This is a genomic window from Pseudomonas sp. IT-P260, assembly GCF_949768395.1.
GTDB classification, from domain to species: Bacteria; Pseudomonadota; Gammaproteobacteria; order Pseudomonadales; family Pseudomonadaceae; genus Aquipseudomonas; species Aquipseudomonas parakoreensis.
Genome location: NZ_CATKPO010000010.1, coordinates 1 through 15,582, shown reverse-complemented (window position 1 = coordinate 15,582; position 15,582 = coordinate 1). Strand labels below are relative to the sequence as shown.

Genomic DNA, 15,582 nt, shown 5'->3' with positions numbered 1-15,582 from the left:
TGAGAAACTTGTTCTGTTATGGAGAAGGCTTGTGGAGTTCAGCCAATTGCGGATCTTTCAGGCGGTGGCCGAGGAAGGTTCGATCACCCGCGCCGCCGAGCGTCTGCACCGGGTGCCGTCCAACCTGTCGACCCGGCTCAAACAGCTGGAAGAGCAATTGGGTGTCGAACTTTTCGTTCGTGAGCGTCAGCGTTTGCAGTTGTCCCCTGCGGGAAAAGTCCTGCTGGACTACACCGGCAAGCTGTTTGCCCTGCGCGATCAGGCCAGTGCGGCAGTGATGGGCGGGCAACCGGCCGGGGATTTTGTCCTCGGCACGCTCTACAGCACCGCGGCGATCCACTTGCCGGCGTTGTTGGCGCGTTATCACAAGCAATACCCGGCGGTGAACCTGCAAGTGCAATCCGGGCCCAGCGGCGAGTTACTCGAAGGTCTGGTCTCCGGGCGCCTCGACGCGGCGCTGGTGGATGGCCCGCCGCAACTGGCCGGGATCGACGGTGTTCCGCTGTGTGAGGAGCGTCTGGTGCTGATCAGTGAGGCCGATCATCCGCCGATCCGCAGCGCCAAGGACGTCGAGGGCAGGGCGGTGTTCACCTTCCGCCATGGCTGCGCCTACCGCGCCCGGCTGGAAGCGTGGTTTGTCCACTATCAGGCGGCGATGGGCCGGGCGATGGAGATCGAGTCCTACCAAGGCATGCTTGCCTGCGTGATTGCCGGCAGCGGGGTGGCATTGATGTCGGAGTCGATGCTGGCCAGTCTGCCGGGGCGCGAAAGCGTCGCGGTGCACCCGTTGGCCGAGCCGTTCGCCAGTGCGACAACGTGGCTCATGTGGCGCAAGGGCATGGTCGGGGCCAACCTCAATGCCTGGATTGAACAGCAGCAAGCGCTCTATCCCGTGGCTGCGAATGAAACCCTGCAGACGGCGTGAACCAACTGATCCCAATTCTGTTCAATTCAGTAACAGATCATTGCGGATTTGGCCGAGCATTGCGTAGGACTTCGGACTATTATCAGTGCGAAGCGGCCTCAGAATTCCGGCCGCTCAGCACTACCCTGAAGGGGGCATGACGATGAAAGAGAAAATTCAGAACTGGCTGCACGATTTGGGTGTTGCCCTCGGCTTGATCGAACCGCCTCTGCAACCCGTACCGATCCGCACCGATGACGAACAGCGCCGGCGTCAGCCTCGCCGGCGGTAGTGCTCAAATAAAAGATCAAAAGATCGCAGCCTTCGGCAGCTCCTACAAGGGAATGTGTTTCCTGTAGGAGCTGCCGAAGGCTGCGATCTTTTGCTTTTGTGGTGGAGCTCAAACATCAGGCCTCAAGCGTGCCCGCGCAACCATGCGTCAATCATCGAACGCAAATGACCGCCGGAAAAGCTGCCGAAATGTCCGCCATGCACGGTGCGGATCGGCAGCGCCTGCAAGCGCCGCAGACTGGCGGCGTAATCCTGCAGATCGGAGTGGTAGGCGTCTTCGATCAGCGGCCCGTCGTAGATGATGTCGCCGCTGAACAAGGTTTCGGTCGCCGCTTCATACAGGCTGATGCCGCCCGGCGAATGCCCCGGCGTGTGCAGCACTTGCAGCGTGCGGTTGCCCAGATCCAGTACATCGCCATCCTCGACAAACCCGGTGGCCGGCGCAGCCTTGACCCGGTATTCGGCGTAGCACAGCGGACAGTCCGGATGCGCTTCGAACATGTCGTCGCCGACAAAGGCCCGGCTCAAATCATTGTCGCCATCCGGCGCTGCAAGAATGTCGGCCTCGGCGCGATGCACCAGGCGTTCGGCGAATTCGTGATGCCCGGCGATGTGATCAAAGTGGCAGTGACTGGCGACGGCCACCAGCGGTCGCTCGGTAATCCACGGCAACTGCTCGCGCAGGCTGACCAGCCCTGAGCCACTGTCGAGCAGCAGATCCTTGTCGCGGCCCTGAATGTGCCAGAGGTTGCAGCGGTAGAACGGGCGGATATACGGCTCATGGATCAGCCGAATGCCATCGCTCAAGTGCTGCACTTCAAACCACTGATCACGAGAAACGATCTTCATCGGTACTTTTCTCCAAGCGTAAAAAAACGGGTGTGGCAACCGACGCCACACCCGTCGAAGAAAGCATCAAGTCGTTACATCAAAGCTTAGATCGCGCTCGCCACCGTCGCCGGGCGAGGGGAGACCAGGCTGACCACCACAAAACTCACCAGGCCCACAGCCAGGCTGTAGTAGATCGGCGTGTTCGCATCCAGACCGTCCTTGAACATGAACAGCAGCGCGGTGGCGAAACCCAGGCCCATGCTGGCAATGGCGCCGGCGGTGGTCGCGCGTTTCCAGAAGATCGCGCCGATCAGCGGAATCAGCATGCCGCCGACCAACAGGTTATAGGCCAGGGTCAGGGCGCTGATCACGTCATTCACCACCAGCGCGATACCCAGCACCACCACACCGGTGAGCAACGTGAACAGGCGGTTGACGCCTAAGCTCGACTGTTTGCCGCCGCGCAGTTTCGGCAGCAGGTCTTCGGTCAGGGTGGTGGCCGCGGCGAGCAGGCCGGCGCTGGCGGTGGACATCATCGCCGCCAGTGCAGCAGCGATCACCAGACCACGGATGCCGTCCGGCAGCGACAGTTTGACGATGGCGGCGAAGGCGTTGTTGACGTTGTCCAGATCCGGGATCAGCACGTGCGCAGCCATGCCGATCAGCGCGCAGGCCAGCCCGTAGAGGATGCAGTAGATACCGGCGATGCTGCCAGCGTACTGCGCGACTTTGGCGGTCTTGACGGTGAACACCCGTTGCCAGATGTCCTGACCGATCAGGATGCCGAAGAAGTAGATCATGAAGTAGGTGATGATCGTGTCCCAGCCGATGGTGGTGAAGTTGAACGCCGCTGCCGGCAGCTTCAGCACCAGTTCGTCCCAGCCGCCGACGCGGTACAGGCAGATCGGCAACAGGATGAACATCAGGCCGACGGTCTTGATGATGAACTGGACGATGTCGGTCAGAGTCAGCGACCACATGCCGCCGATCGCCGAGTAGATCACCACCACGCCACCGCCGAGCAGTACCGAGATCCAGAACGGCAGACCGAACAGCACTTGCAGCACGGTGCCGATCGCCAGGATCGAGGTCACGCCGATCATCAGTGCGTAGGCCAGCATGATCGCCGCGCTCGCCGAGCGGGCCATCGGGTTGTAGCGTTTTTCCAGCACCTGGGTAACGGTGTAGATCTTCAGTTTCAGCAGTGGTTTGGCGAGGAACAGGTTCAGCGCGACGATGCCGCAACCCAGTGCCGCGCACAGCCAGAAACCGGAGATCCCGTGCACGTAACCCAAGCGCACGGTGCCGACGGTGGACGCGCCACCGAGCACGGTCGCGGCCATGGTGCCCATGTACAGGCTCGGGCCCAGGTTACGCCCGGCAACGAGAAAGTCCTCGTTGGTCTTGGCCTTGCGCATGCCGTAGTAGCCGAGCAACAGCATGCCGGCGGCGTAGATGAGGACGACGAATAAATCCAAAGCCATGATGGCGTGTCTCCGATTGTCTTTTTTATGGTGAAACAAATTTGGTTCGGGTTGCTGCTCACTGTGGGAGCGAGCCTGCTCGCGAAGGCGTCGGCACATTCAACAAAGAAGTGACTGACAGATTGCTTTCGCGAGCAGGCTCGCTCCCACAGGGATTTGCGTCAGGCGGCCTGACTCAGTTGAGGTTTTGCGACCACTTGACTGCGCGCATCCTGCGGCCCGAACACCTCGCGCGGTTCCGGGAACAGGCTCAGTAGCGTCAGGTACACCACCGACGCCAGACCCAGCGTCACCGGCAGGCTGATGTCGATGCCGCCGGCCATCTCGCCCAGCGGGCCGACGAACTGCCCCGGCAGGTTGACGAAGCACAGGCCGACCGCCGCGCTCGGGATCCATGCACCCAGACCACGCCAGTTCCAGCCGTGGTTGAACCAGTAGCGTCCGCCTTGTTCGCCGCGAGTGAACACTTGCAGGTCATCCGGGCAGTAGAAGCCGCGACGCACCAGCAGGCCGATAATCATGATCACCATCCACGGGGTGGTGCAGGTGATGATCAGCACGGCGAAGGTCGACACGCTCTGCACCAGGTTCGCCGCAAAGCGCCCGATGAAGATGAAGGCAATCGACAGCACGCCGATCAGCAGCGTCGCCTTGACCCGCGACAGCACCCGCGGGAACACGCTGGACATGTCCAGCCCGGTGCCATACAGCGAGGTGGTGCCGGTGGACATACCGCCGATCACCGCAATCAGGCACACCGGCAGGAAGAACCAGCTCGGCGATACCGCCAGCAGACCACCCACATAATTGTTCGCCGCGATGTAGTCCGGTGCCTTGATCGCGACGATGGTCGCGGTGCTCAGGCCGAACAGGAACGGGATGAACGTGGCGATCTGCGACAGCACCACGGCGGCCATGATTCGCTGCTTGGAGGTGTCACGCGGGATGTAGCGCGACCAGTCGCCGAGGAACGCACCGAACGAGATCGGGTTGCTCATCGCCACCAGCGCCGCGCCGATGAACGCCGCCCAGAAGCCCGGTTGCCCGAGGTTCGCCGTACCGGCGTAGTTGACGTCGAAAGGACCGGCGAAGGCGAAGATGCCCAGCAGGAACAACAGGCTGGCGCTCCACACCGCGATCTTGTTCACCCACAGCAGAAAGCGGAAGCCGTAGATGCACACGGTCAGCACCAGAATCGCGAACAGACCGTAGGCCAGGCCCAGGGTCAGGTCGGTTTCCGGCAGACCGATCAGGCGTTTCGCCCCACCGATCAACGCATCGCCCGAACTCCACACCGAGAGCGAGAAAAACGCGATGGCGGTCAACAGCGACAGGAACGAACCGACGATTCGCCCGTGTACGCCGAAATGCGCCCCGGAGGACACGGCATTGTTGGTGCCGTTGATCGGGCCGAACAGGCCCATCGGGGCGAGGATCAGCGAGCCGAGCAGCACGCCCGACACAATCGCCCAGACACCGGCCTGAAACGACAGACCGAACAGCACCGGGAAACTGCCGAGCACGGCGGTGGCAAAGGTATTGGAACCACCGAAGATCATCCGGAACAAGTCCGTCGGGCCTGCGGTGCGTTCGTGATCCGGGATCTGTTCGACCCCGTGGGTTTCAATTTGCGTAAGGCTTTGGTCGTTGTTGTTGTTATTCATGATCTGCTCCGATCATAAAGGCGCGCCTCATCGTGTGTGAGGCGTCACCTGTTTGGCTAAGGGGATGGCAGCCCTTCCGGCATTGCGGACAAATGTTCGTGGCAGGCCAGCCAATGGCCTTGTTGTTCTAGGCTCGACGCTTGTTTCTTGAAAACAATCGTCTCGCGCTCCTGGCTGAAATGTTGCTCCCCTTGCATGCGCAGCTCGGTGGCCACGTCATGGATAAACACCGCCACGTCACCTTGCAGGCTGACGAAGGCGTTGCTCGAAGTGCACGACAACACTTCGAAGCCATCCTCGGCGCGCCAGCTGTCCCACAACGCCTGATAGGCATCGCGCGACAGCAGCGGCTGTTCGAGGGTGTAAAACACGAAGCTTGCGTCGGCGCTGAACGCGCCGAAGTAAGCTTCGCGATCGTTACGCGCGAAGGCGGACACCAGATCGGCAGCCGCTTTCAACACCTGATCACGTTCGTTCATGGCCGAACCCTCAGCGGTGGACCACGCCAGGCAGTACGCAGAGCATTTCGTACAGCAGGTTGGCGGCCAGCAGCGAGGTGTTGCCGGTGGTGTCGTAAGCGGGCGAGACTTCTACCAGATCGCAGCCGATCAGGTCGAGGCCCTGACAGCCGCGAACGATTTCAATCGCCTGAATGGTCGTCAGACCCCCGATTTCCGGGGTGCCGGTGCCGGGCGCCCAGGCCGGGTCGATGCCGTCGATGTCGAAGCTCAGATACACCGGGCCGCCGCCGACTTTCTCGCGCACTTCGGCCATCAGCGGCGCCAGCGACTTGTGCCAGCACTCTTCGGCTTGTACGACGCGGAAGCCCTGATCGCGGCTCCAGTTGAAGTCGTCAGCGGTGTAACCCTGCGCGCGCAGACCAATCTGCACCACGCGGTCGCAGTCCAGAAGACCTTCTTCGACGGCGCGACGGAAGGTCGTGCCGTGGGCGATCTTCTCGCCGAACATGTGATCGTTGACGTCAGCGTGGGCATCGATGTGCACCAGACCGACCTTGCCGTGCTTCTTGTGAATCGCCCGCAGGATCGGCAGGGTGATGGTGTGGTCGCCACCCAGGGTCATCGGGATCACGTTGTGCTCGAGGATGTTGTCGTAGGCCTCTTCGATGATGCGCACGGCGTCGAGCAGGTTGAAGGTGTTGATCGCCACGTCACCGATGTCGGCGACCGACAGCGAGTCGAACGGCGCGGCGCCGGTGGCCATGTTGTACGGGCGGATCATCACCGATTCGGTGCGGATGTCGCGCGGCCCGAAGCGGGTGCCGGGGCGCAGCGAAGTACCGATGTCCAGGGGCACGCCAACGAAGGCAGCGTCCAGGCCGGCTGCGGTCGGTACATGGGGGAGTCGGAGCATGGTGGCGATGCCGCCGAAGCGCGGCATTTCGTTGCCGCCCAGTGGTTGGTGAAGAATCTTGTCCACGGGTAGGGCCTCATCGTCTTTGTTTTATTTATGTCGGCGCACCGTTGAGCACAGGTTCGGACGCCGCTGTGGGGCCGATTCTGCGAAATGTAGTGCGGGGGAAGAATCGCTACGGGCAAAAACTTAGTTCAGATTTTTCTAAACTAATGGCGATGCCCGAGCTAGACTTCTCCCGCCGCCGAATCACTCTGTAGGAGCTGCCGCAGGCTGCGATCTTTTGATTTTCGGCGCCTTCAAAGCTGCCAGAAATCAAGATCAAAAGATCGCAGCCTGCGGCAGCTCCTACAGGGATCGGCGAGTTCAAATGGTTTGTGGAGTACCTGATGGCCAACGCTTTACCCGACCTGAAACTATTGCGCATCTTCGTCAGCGTGGTCCGGCATCAGGGTTTCGCCAACGCGCAACAGGAGCTCAACCTGTCGACCTCGGCGATCAGCACCTACATGAGCCAGCTCGAAGCCGCGCTTGGTCTGGTGTTGTGTCATCGCGGGCGGGGCGGGTTCAGCCTGACCAGCAAGGGCGAGCTGTTCCATCAGGAAACCCTGCGCCTGCTGGCCGAACTTGAAGGTTTCGAGCAATACGCTGCTGCACTCAAGGGCGAACTGCGCGGTACGCTCAATCTCGGAGTGATCGACTCCACCGTCAGCGACAAGGCCTTGCCGTTCGCCGAAGCCATCGGCGCTTATAGCCAGGAGCACCCGGCGGTGCATTTGCACTTGTCGGTGATGAGCCCCTACGAACTGCAACTCGGTGTGCAGGACAACCGCCTCGATCTGGCCATCGGCGCGTTTTCCACGCGCATGAGCGGCCTGGTGTACATGCCGCTGTACCGCGAGCAGCACTGGCTGTATTGCAGCAGCCGCCACCCGCTGTTCAACGAACGGCGGATTCCCGAGCAGGTCATCACTCAGCAACGCATGGTCGGCCGTGGTTATTGGAGTCAGGCGGAACTGGCGCGCCACGGTTTCAAACACAGCGCGGCGACCGTGGAAAGTATGGAGGCACAGCTGATTCTGGTGCTGTCCGGCGCCTACATCGGCTACCTGCCGGAGCACTACGCTCAGGCCTGGGCCGACAAAGGAGACTTGCGCGTGTTGCTGCCGGCGACCTTCGGTTATCAGGCGCCGTTTTCGATGATCATGCGCCGGGGCCGCAGCCGCGAACCGCTGATCCAGACCTTCCGTGATTTGCTTAAAGCTCAGCTCAATCAGGCCTGAAGAACATGTCCAGACCCCAATGCCTGCGCTGCCTGCGCCCACAATCTCACTGCCTGTGCTCGCTGATCCCGCGCCTCGACAGCCGCACCCGCGTTCTGCTGTTGCAGCACCCGAGCGAGGTCAATCATGCGCTCAACACGGCGCGACTGGCGGCGCTGGGTTTGTCCAATGCCGAGCTGGTTGTCGGCGAGGTGTTCGAGGACTTGCCCGCGCTGTTGAACCGGCCGGGGTATCAAGCACGATTGCTGTTTCCCGCCGACGATGCGCAACCGCTGCAGGCTTACCGCGAATCCGCGGAACCGTTGTTGCTGGTAGTGCCCGACGGCACCTGGCGCAAGGCGCGCAAGATGCTCCATCTCAATCCGCTGCTGGCGGCGTTGCCACGGGTGACGCTGGCGGCGGGCGGGGTGTCGCGCTACCGGTTGCGCAAAGCGCCGGGGCCGGGGGCGCTGTCAACGATCGAGGCGATTGTGCAGGCGCTGGAAACTCTGGAAGCGCCGATGACGTTTGCGCCGTTACTGAAGCCGTTCGAGGCGTTGATCGAGGGGCAGATTGCGGCGATGGGGGAGGAGGTTTATCAGCGCAATCATGCGAAATAATGGTTGTAGAGACGGGCCTCTTCGCGAGCAGGCTCGCTCCCACATTTGATCGCAGGTGTGCACAAATTATGTGCTCAGCTCAAATCCCCTGTGGGAGCGAGCCTGCTCGCGAAGGCGCCAGATCAATCACTGAAATTCTCAACAAACACTACCGCTCACGCATCGCCTCGGTCCGCGCTTTCAGCACGGGTTTCAGCAGGTAATCCAGCACACTTTTCTCCCCGGTAATAATGTCCACCGTCGCCACCATCCCCGGGATGATCAGCAGCGGTTTCACATCGCCGCCCAAGTGGTTTTTATCGGTGCGCACCTGAATCAGGTAGAAGCTGTTGCCCTTGTCATCGGTAATCGTGTCGGCACCGATCAGTTCCAGTTTTGCACTCAGCCCGCCGTAGATCGTGTAGTCGTAGGCGCTGAACTTGACCATGGCTTTCTGGCCCGGATGCAGGAACGCGACGTCTTGCGGACGCACCTTGGCTTCGATCAGCAGGTTGTCCTCCAGCGGCACGATTTCGACCATGTCGCTGCCCGGCTGCACCACGCCACCGATGGTGTTGACCTTGAGCTGCTTGATCACCCCGTGCACCGGCGAGGTCACGGTGGTGCGGCTGACGCGGTCGTCAATGGCGATGCTCGAGGCGGTAATTTTCGACAGGTCGGTGCGTTTCTGATTGAGGTCTTTGGCCGCGTCGGAGCGGAAGGTCTGTTCCGATTCGTCGATCTTGCTCTTGATCTCGTTGATTGCCGATTCCGCCCGTGGGATCGCCAACGTTGTCGCGTTCAACGAGCCGCGTATCTCCACCGCACTGCGCTTGAGTCGCAGGATTTCCACTGGCGATACGGCGCCGGTGCCAACCAGGGGCGACGACATGTTCATCTCTTGTTGCAACAGCGCCAGGCTGGAACTGTACTGACCTTGCTTGGAACGAAACTCCGCCAGTTCCTGGGTTTTCTGCCGCAGCTGTTCAGTGAGGGTGCGTTGTTCGCTGGCCAGTCGGCGCTGGCGCTGGTCGTACAGCGCGCGTTCGTCTTCGGCCACTTGCGGCGCCTTGCTGACGACTTCGTCCGAGAGCTTCATCGGCCGCCCTTCAGCTTCAGCCGACAAACGTTCGACCTGCGCCATCAACGCATAACGGTCGGCCTCACTCTCGCCCTTGTTCGACAGAAACCGCGTGTCATCCAGGCGCAGCAACTTGTCGCCCTTGTTCACCATTTGTCCTTCACGGACAAAGATCTCGGTGACGATCCCGCCCTCAAGGTTCTGGATCACCTGAACCTTGCTCGACGGAATCGCCTTGCCTTCGCCCATGGTCACTTCTTCAAGCACCGCGAACTTGGCCCAGACCAGCGCGCTGACCAGCAGCGCTGCCGCCAGCCACACGGTGATCCGCGACCAGCGCGGCGAATCCTGCAGTGCAGCGCCGGCGGTTTCCGGCATGAACTCGGCTTCGGCGCTTTTGCCGAAACTGTCGAAGTAGCCGCGCTCTTTCGAAGATGAAGCTGACATGCGGCGATACCCCTCACTCAAGAGAAACAGGTCAACACAATCCTTGTGGCGAGGGAGCTTGCTCCCGCTTGGGTGCGCAGCGCCCACAAGATCTTTGGGGCTGCTTCGCAACCCAGCGGGAGCAAGCTCCCTCGCCACAGACAGTAGGTGGCCGCAGGTTTATGTTGCATCGACTAAACCGCCGCCGAGCCGACGCGGCCCTTGCGCAGTGCGTCGATGACCGCCTCTTTCGGGCCGTCGGCGACGACCCGGCCGTTGTCCAGGACCAGCAACCGGTCCACCAGGCTCAGCATCGAGGTGCGGTGGGTGACCAGCAGCAGCGTCTTGCCTTGCACCCAGCCGTGCAACTTCTGGCGCAGCAGGTCTTCGCTGCTGTTGTCCATGGCGCTGGTGGGTTCGTCGAGCAGCATGATCGGTGGGTCGAGCAGCAACGCCCGGGCCAGCAACACCGCTTGGCGCTGGCCGCCGGAAAGTAGCTGGCCGCGCTCGCCCACCGGCCGGTCGAAACCTTGCGGATGCTGCCGCGCCAGTTCGGTAACGCCGGTCAGTTCAGCGACTTCGAGCATGCGTGAATCGCTGATGTAGCGGGCGCCGAGGGTCAGGTTGTCGCGCAGGCTGCCGGCCAGCAGCGGCAGGTCGTGGGCGACGTAACCGATCTGCTGGCGCAGGTCGGCGACATCCAGTTGCCGCAGGTCGAGGCCGTCGAGCAGCAACTGGCCTTCCTCGGGTTCATAGAAGCCCATCAACAGCCGCGCCAGGGTGCTTTTGCCCGAGCCGCTGCGACCGATGATGCCGATCCGCTCGCCGGGTTTCATGCTGAAGCTGACGTTGCTCAGCGCCGGTGCATTCTGACCGTTGTAGTGAAAAGTCACGCCACTGACGTCCAGCGCACCTTGTAGCTGTGTACGTTCCAGTGGCCGCTGCTTGCCGTCACGCTCCTGCGGCAGGCCCATCAGCGCGTCGGTGCTTTTCATGGTCAGTTGCGCTTGCTGATAGCGGGTGATCAGCCCGGCGATCTGTCCCAGCGGCGCGAGCACACGGCTGCCGAGCATGTAGCTGGCGACCAGCGCACCGACGCTGAGGTTGCCGGCGATGATGCTGTAGACCCCGGCAACGATCGTCGCCATCCCCGAGAACTGTTGGATGAACAGTGTGCCGTTGGTCGCCAGCGCCGAGAGGTTGCGCGCATGGCTGTCGAGGCGGGTGAGGGCGCCGTGAGTGCTTTCCCATTTGTGCTGGCGCTCGCTTTCGGCGCTGCAGGCCTTGAGGGTTTCCAGGCCGCCGAGGGTTTCGATCAGCAGCGCCTGCCGCTCGGCGCCGAGGCTCAGGCTTTTCTGCACGGTGTCGCGCAGGCGCACCTGAATCGCCAGAGCAAAAATGATCGTGATTGGAAACGCCAGCAGTGGGATCACCACCAGCCAGCCGCCGAGCAGGCCGATCACCACCAGCATCAACACCACAAAGGGCAGGTCGATCAGGCTGGTCAGGGTCACGGCGGTGAGGAATTCGCGCAGGCCCTGAAAGTCATGAATGCTCTGGGCGAAACCGCCGATGGTCGCTGGCCTGGCCTTCATCGCCATGCCGGTAATGCGTTCGAACAACGTGGCAGAAAGGATCACATCGGTTTTCTTGCCGGCGGTGTCCAGCAGGTGTGCGCGCACCACCCGCAACACCAGCTCGAAACCGGTGCCGATCAACAGGCCGATCGCCAACACCCACAGGGTCGAGGTGGCCTGATTCGGTACCACGCGGTCGTAGGTCTGCATGACGAACAGCGGCACCATCAGGCCCAGCAGGTTGATCAGAAAACTGGCGAGGATCGCATCGCTGTACAGCCATTTCGACAGCTTCAGCGTGTCGCGAAACCAGGCGTGGACCCGCGGCACCAGCGGTGAACGCAAGTCTTCAAGTTCGTGGCGCGGACGCGCGAACAAGGCTTGACCGCTGTAGTGCTCGGCCAGTTCTTCGCGCTCGACCCATTGCTCGCCACCATCGGCTTCGCTGGGCAGGATCAGCGCCTTGCCGTCATCGCCAAAACGCCGCAGGACGGCGGTGCGCCCATCCTTGAGCAGCAACAGGATCGGCAGATTCAGCGCAGAAACATCCTTCAGTTCACGCCGTAACAGGCGCGCCTGCAAACCGGCCCGGGCCGCTGCACGGGGCAGCAGGTCCAGGCTCAGGCGTTGCTTGTTCAGGGGCAGCCCGGCACTCAGGCTGGCGCGGCTGACCGTCGCGCCGTGGAGCTTGCAGAGGATCAACAGACCGTCGAGTAACGGGTCATCGAAGCTCAGCCGCGGATCGATCCCGATGTTCCCGGGTTCCATGCTGGTCATATTGATCGCCCCTGTTGAACGGACTCGGCTATCGACACATCTCCCCTGCAGGAGCTGCCGAAGGCTGCGATCTTTTGATTTTGCTGTTGCAGATCAAGATCAAAAGATCGCAGCCTTCGGCAGCTCCTACAGGACTTACCTCATTTCAGCTCAGGCAGGCGCGCTTCGTTTTTGACTTCGGTCGCCGCGATCGCATCCGCCGGCAGCACCACCCGTTGCTTGCTCAGCAACTGGCCCATGTTCGCCAGCACGCGGTACATCGAATATTCCTCGGTGTAGCGGATTTCGGTGTAGCGGCGGTTGGCGTTGTAGAGCTCGTTTTCACTGTCGAGCAAGTCGAGCAGGGTGCGTTGGCCGAGACCGAACTGATCCTGATACGCCGCGCGCACGCGTTTGGTGGTCTCGGCGTATTCACGGGCGGTCGGGGTCTGTTTGTTCGCGTTGACCATGGCGTTCCACGCCAGGTGGATGTTCTCGTTCAACTGGCGCAGGGCGTTGTTACGAATGTCCATCGCCTGGTTGATCTGGTGCGCATCGGACGCCAGACGGGCCTTGTCGCTGCCGCCACGGAACAGGTTGTAGTTCATGATCACGCCCACGCGCCATTCGTTGTCGTGGCCCTCATCGCCTTGCACGTTGTTGTTCGCACCCACCGCCGCTTCGGCATCGAATCGAGGATAGAACGGCGACTTGGCAACTTCGTACTGGCTCTCGGCTGACTGCACGTCCGCCTGCGCGGATTTCAGGTACGGGTTGTTCTCGACCATGCTCTGCTGGGCTTCCGGCAGGCTGGCAGGAACCTCGCCGCGGGTCGACGGTGGCGCTTCGAGTTCATCGGGCATGCGCCCGACCACGGCGTAGAAGTTCGATTCGGCGTCGGCCAGATCGACTTCGGCGGTGTCGAGGTTGTTTTGCGCCAGCGCCTTACGGGCGACCGATTGATCGGAGTCGGCGGTACTGCCGATGCCGCGTTGGGTGCGCAGGCCGATCTGATCATTCACGCGCAGGTGCGCTTGCAGGTTGTTCTTGGCCAGGGTCACCAATTCGCGCCGCTTGAGCACTTCGAGGTAGACCTCGATGGTGCGCAGCGCCAGATCCTGGGCGGTGCCTTGCGCGTAGTAGGCGCGCGAGTTGGACACGCCCTTGGTGCGCTCGACTTCGTTGGCCGTGTTGAAGCCGTCGAAGATCATTTGCCGCAGGCGCAGTTCCGACTGGGTGTAATTGAGAATTTCGGTGTGGTGATTACCGAAAGCCCGGGTATTGGTGTTGTCGCTGTAGCCGCGCCCGTAGGCGGCATTCAAGTCGACGGACGGATAGAAGCCGCCCTTGGCCACTTTCACTTGCTCATCGGCCGACAGTTTGGCGTCCACACGCGAGGCGAGATCCGGGTGGGTGGCAATGGTGCTCTGAATTGCTTCGGTCAGGTTCATGGCCTGGGCTTGAGAAGTGCAAGCCATGGCCAGCAAAACCGCGCTGCAAAGGGGGGTTAAAACGCGCATGGGGTGCATCTCCCTGGTCCTGATGGTGTATTACTGTCGCCAAATATTTGACGATAAATTAAGGTGTAAGCGTTTCACTCTTGTAACAACAGAGCTAAGAACATCCTGAAGCGTAGCTAAGAAAAAATTTTCATAAGGCTTATGCCGAAAAAAACTTATGCGCTTGGCCAAAATCGGCACATTGTTCAGAACGAAAGCCTTTGTTTATGCGCTTCAGGGAGCACGGAGAGGCTTGAGGAAAGTTCCATTCACTTTGCGACATACGGCGAAGTAATGCTGAAGGGGAGGGACGCGTAGCGGCAGATGGGTGACGGTTTTTTGTCACTCGGGTGATTCACCACCGTTACGTAGCGCTAGTGGGTTTGCGGCATCAATCAGGATTGCGCAGTGCTTCAAAGCACCGACCTTTCCTTGTTTGCGCTACCTGCGAAACGAACTGTCGAGGTGCGAGCGTCACCCCGGCAACCCGCTTGAGCCATGGGCGTGCTTCGCGAACCAGTGCCGACGGTGTTCGGCAGCGGAGGAGTTTCACATGGCAACGCTCATCGGGATCGTCACTAAAGTCATTGGTCAGGTTTTTGCTCAAGGCACCGACGGCACTCGCCGCGCTTTGGTCGAGGGCGACCGCTTGTTTGCCGGCGATCAAGTGATCACCGGCGCAGAAGGCGCTGTCGCCATTCATTTGCAAAATGGCCACGAACTGACGCTGGGTCGCGACAGCAGCATGACCCTTACCGGGCAACTGCTGGCCAATCAGGCGGTGCATATCGACTCCCCTGAAGCGCTGACTCCGAGCGAAGCACAGCTGACTGACGTCGAGCAGATTCAGAAAGCCATCGCTGCCGGCGAAGACCCGACCAAAGCCGCTGAAGCCACCGCTGCGGGCCCGAATGCGCCGACTGGCGTGCCGGGCGAGGCGGGCGGTGGTCACAGCTTTGTGTTGCTGACTGAAGTCGGTGGACGAGTGGATCCGGTCATCGGCTTCCCGACCGCCGGTTTCAATGGCATTCCCGAGTTTCCCGAAGAGCGGCATAACGCGGTGATCGACAATGGCAACAACACGCCGATCGTGCCGCCGCCGGTCAACAATCCGGTGACGCTCAGCGGTCTCGCGGTGCCGGGGGGCGAGCTGACCCTCAACGAAGCCAACCTGCCCGACGGCTCCTCGGCCAACCCCGGCGCGCTGACTCAGAGCGGCAGCTTCACGGTGTCGGCGCCGGACGGCTTGAGCAGTCTGAACATTGGCGGCATCAGCGTGATCAGTGGCGGCGTGGCGGCGGGTTTCCCGCAGTCGATCACCACGCCACTGGGCAACACCCTGACCATCACCGGTTACAACGCTGCGACCGGGGTCGTCAGTTACAGCTACACCCTCAACGGCAATGACGCCCATCCGGCCGGTGACGGCGCCAACAGCCTCAGCGAACAGTTCACCGTGACTGCCGGTGACAGCAATGGCGACAGCGCCACCGGCTCGCTCGACGTCAACATCATCGACGACGTGCCCAGAGCGGTGAACGACAGCAACGCCAATACCGCGTCTGAAGCCCTGCTGACCCTCACCGGCAACGTGCTGACCAACGACGTGCCAGGTGCCGATCGCGTGTCCACCGGGCCGGTGACTGCCGGCACCTTCACCGGAACTTTCGGTACGCTGGTGTTGAATGCCAATGGCACGTACACCTACACCCTGAACACCAGCGACGCAGATTTCAAAGCGCTGCACGGCGGCGGCAACGGCACAGAGACGTTCACCTACACCATCACCGATTCTGACGGTGACACCAGCACCGCGAATCTGGTGCTGCAGATC

General features: G+C 61.5%; 13 protein-coding genes. 5 read left to right on the top strand and 8 right to left on the bottom strand.

Annotated elements, in window-relative coordinates; translation table 11 throughout:
• The first annotated feature begins 31 nt into the window (after positions 1 to 31).
• Both ptrR and ACM6HV_RS06625 read left to right on the top strand, forming a co-directional pair.
• Positions 32 to 925, top strand: a complete 894-nt coding sequence (ptrR, locus tag ACM6HV_RS06630; RefSeq protein WP_414903804.1) for a putrescine utilization regulator PtrR — start codon at positions 32 to 34, stop codon at positions 923 to 925.
• Positions 926 to 1,067: 142 nt separating this feature from the next.
• A complete protein-coding gene (locus ACM6HV_RS06625) occupies positions 1,068 to 1,196 on the top strand; it encodes a PA1414 family protein (RefSeq protein WP_003184145.1) in 129 nt (42 codons plus the stop codon).
• A 122-nt stretch (positions 1,197 to 1,318) separates the two neighbouring features.
• On the opposite strand, the gene ACM6HV_RS06620 is transcribed toward ACM6HV_RS06625, so the two are convergent.
• From ACM6HV_RS06620 to speB, 5 genes are all read right to left on the bottom strand, one after another.
• The gene (locus ACM6HV_RS06620; protein WP_145593296.1) at positions 1,319 to 2,044 is read right to left on the bottom strand and encodes an MBL fold metallo-hydrolase; all 726 of its coding nucleotides are present in this window, start codon (positions 2,042 to 2,044) and stop codon (positions 1,319 to 1,321) included.
• A gap of 86 nt (positions 2,045 to 2,130) precedes the next feature.
• Positions 2,131 to 3,510 carry a sodium:solute symporter gene (locus ACM6HV_RS06615; RefSeq protein WP_041070225.1) on the bottom strand — a complete coding sequence of 460 codons (1,380 nt, stop codon included), beginning with the start codon at positions 3,508 to 3,510 and terminating at the stop codon, positions 2,131 to 2,133.
• 161 nt (positions 3,511 to 3,671) lie between these two features.
• The gene (locus ACM6HV_RS06610; RefSeq protein ID WP_414903803.1) at positions 3,672 to 5,174 is read right to left on the bottom strand and encodes a purine-cytosine permease family protein; all 1,503 of its coding nucleotides are present in this window, start codon (positions 5,172 to 5,174) and stop codon (positions 3,672 to 3,674) included.
• Between the two features lie 56 nt (positions 5,175 to 5,230).
• Complete coding sequence (locus ACM6HV_RS06605) at positions 5,231 to 5,653, bottom strand: YybH family protein (protein ID WP_027614575.1); 423 nt, start codon at positions 5,651 to 5,653, stop codon at positions 5,231 to 5,233.
• Between the two features lie 10 nt (positions 5,654 to 5,663).
• Positions 5,664 to 6,614: an agmatinase gene (gene speB, locus ACM6HV_RS06600; RefSeq protein WP_003222717.1), complete on the bottom strand. Its 951-nt coding sequence runs from the start codon at positions 6,612 to 6,614 to the stop codon at positions 5,664 to 5,666.
• A 323-nt stretch (positions 6,615 to 6,937) separates the two neighbouring features.
• On the opposite strand from speB, the gene ACM6HV_RS06595 reads away from it, so the two are divergent.
• Together ACM6HV_RS06595 and ACM6HV_RS06590 are read left to right on the top strand one after the other, a co-directional pair.
• Complete coding sequence (locus ACM6HV_RS06595; RefSeq protein ID WP_007956593.1) at positions 6,938 to 7,831, top strand: LysR family transcriptional regulator; 894 nt, start codon at positions 6,938 to 6,940, stop codon at positions 7,829 to 7,831.
• Positions 7,832 to 7,836: 5 nt separating this feature from the next.
• Positions 7,837 to 8,430 (top strand): tRNA-uridine aminocarboxypropyltransferase, encoded by a 594-nt coding sequence (locus ACM6HV_RS06590; RefSeq protein WP_414903802.1) that lies wholly within the window; start codon positions 7,837 to 7,839, stop codon positions 8,428 to 8,430.
• 148 nt (positions 8,431 to 8,578) lie between these two features.
• Here the strand turns inward: ACM6HV_RS06590 and ACM6HV_RS06585 are convergent, their stop codons facing one another.
• From ACM6HV_RS06585 to ACM6HV_RS06575, 3 genes are all read right to left on the bottom strand, one after another.
• A complete protein-coding gene (locus tag ACM6HV_RS06585; RefSeq protein WP_414903801.1) occupies positions 8,579 to 9,937 on the bottom strand; it encodes an HlyD family type I secretion periplasmic adaptor subunit in 1,359 nt (452 codons plus the stop codon).
• A gap of 173 nt (positions 9,938 to 10,110) precedes the next feature.
• On the bottom strand, positions 10,111 to 12,270 hold the full coding sequence (locus ACM6HV_RS06580) for a type I secretion system permease/ATPase (protein WP_414903800.1): 2,160 nt from the start codon (positions 12,268 to 12,270) through the stop codon (positions 10,111 to 10,113).
• Positions 12,271 to 12,410: 140 nt separating this feature from the next.
• Positions 12,411 to 13,769 (bottom strand): TolC family outer membrane protein, encoded by a 1,359-nt coding sequence (locus ACM6HV_RS06575; protein ID WP_145593291.1) that lies wholly within the window; start codon positions 13,767 to 13,769, stop codon positions 12,411 to 12,413.
• Positions 13,770 to 14,301: 532 nt separating this feature from the next.
• On the opposite strand from ACM6HV_RS06575, the gene ACM6HV_RS06570 reads away from it, so the two are divergent.
• On the top strand, positions 14,302 to 15,582 hold a 1,281-nt coding region (locus ACM6HV_RS06570; RefSeq protein WP_414903799.1), incomplete at its 3' end, for a retention module-containing protein.

What these genes read in the sequence shown, in the direction of transcription:
- ACM6HV_RS06625 (WP_003184145.1), top strand. Translation starts at nt 1,068, where the DNA reads ATGAAAGAGAAAATTCAGAACTGGCTGCACGATTTGGGTGTTGCCCTC.
- ACM6HV_RS06620 (WP_145593296.1), bottom strand. Translation starts at nt 2,044, where the DNA reads ATGAAGATCGTTTCTCGTGATCAGTGGTTTGAAGTGCAGCACTTGAGC.
- ACM6HV_RS06615 (WP_041070225.1), bottom strand. Translation starts at nt 3,510, where the DNA reads ATGGCTTTGGATTTATTCGTCGTCCTCATCTACGCCGCCGGCATGCTG.
- ACM6HV_RS06610 (WP_414903803.1), bottom strand. Translation starts at nt 5,174, where the DNA reads ATGAATAACAACAACAACGACCAAAGCCTTACGCAAATTGAAACCCAC.
- ACM6HV_RS06605 (WP_027614575.1), bottom strand. Translation starts at nt 5,653, where the DNA reads ATGAACGAACGTGATCAGGTGTTGAAAGCGGCTGCCGATCTGGTGTCC.
- ACM6HV_RS06595 (WP_007956593.1), top strand. Translation starts at nt 6,938, where the DNA reads ATGGCCAACGCTTTACCCGACCTGAAACTATTGCGCATCTTCGTCAGC.
- ACM6HV_RS06590 (WP_414903802.1), top strand. Translation starts at nt 7,837, where the DNA reads ATGTCCAGACCCCAATGCCTGCGCTGCCTGCGCCCACAATCTCACTGC.
- ACM6HV_RS06585 (WP_414903801.1), bottom strand. Translation starts at nt 9,937, where the DNA reads ATGTCAGCTTCATCTTCGAAAGAGCGCGGCTACTTCGACAGTTTCGGC.
- ACM6HV_RS06580 (WP_414903800.1), bottom strand. Translation starts at nt 12,270, where the DNA reads ATGACCAGCATGGAACCCGGGAACATCGGGATCGATCCGCGGCTGAGC.
- ACM6HV_RS06575 (WP_145593291.1), bottom strand. Translation starts at nt 13,769, where the DNA reads ATGCGCGTTTTAACCCCCCTTTGCAGCGCGGTTTTGCTGGCCATGGCT.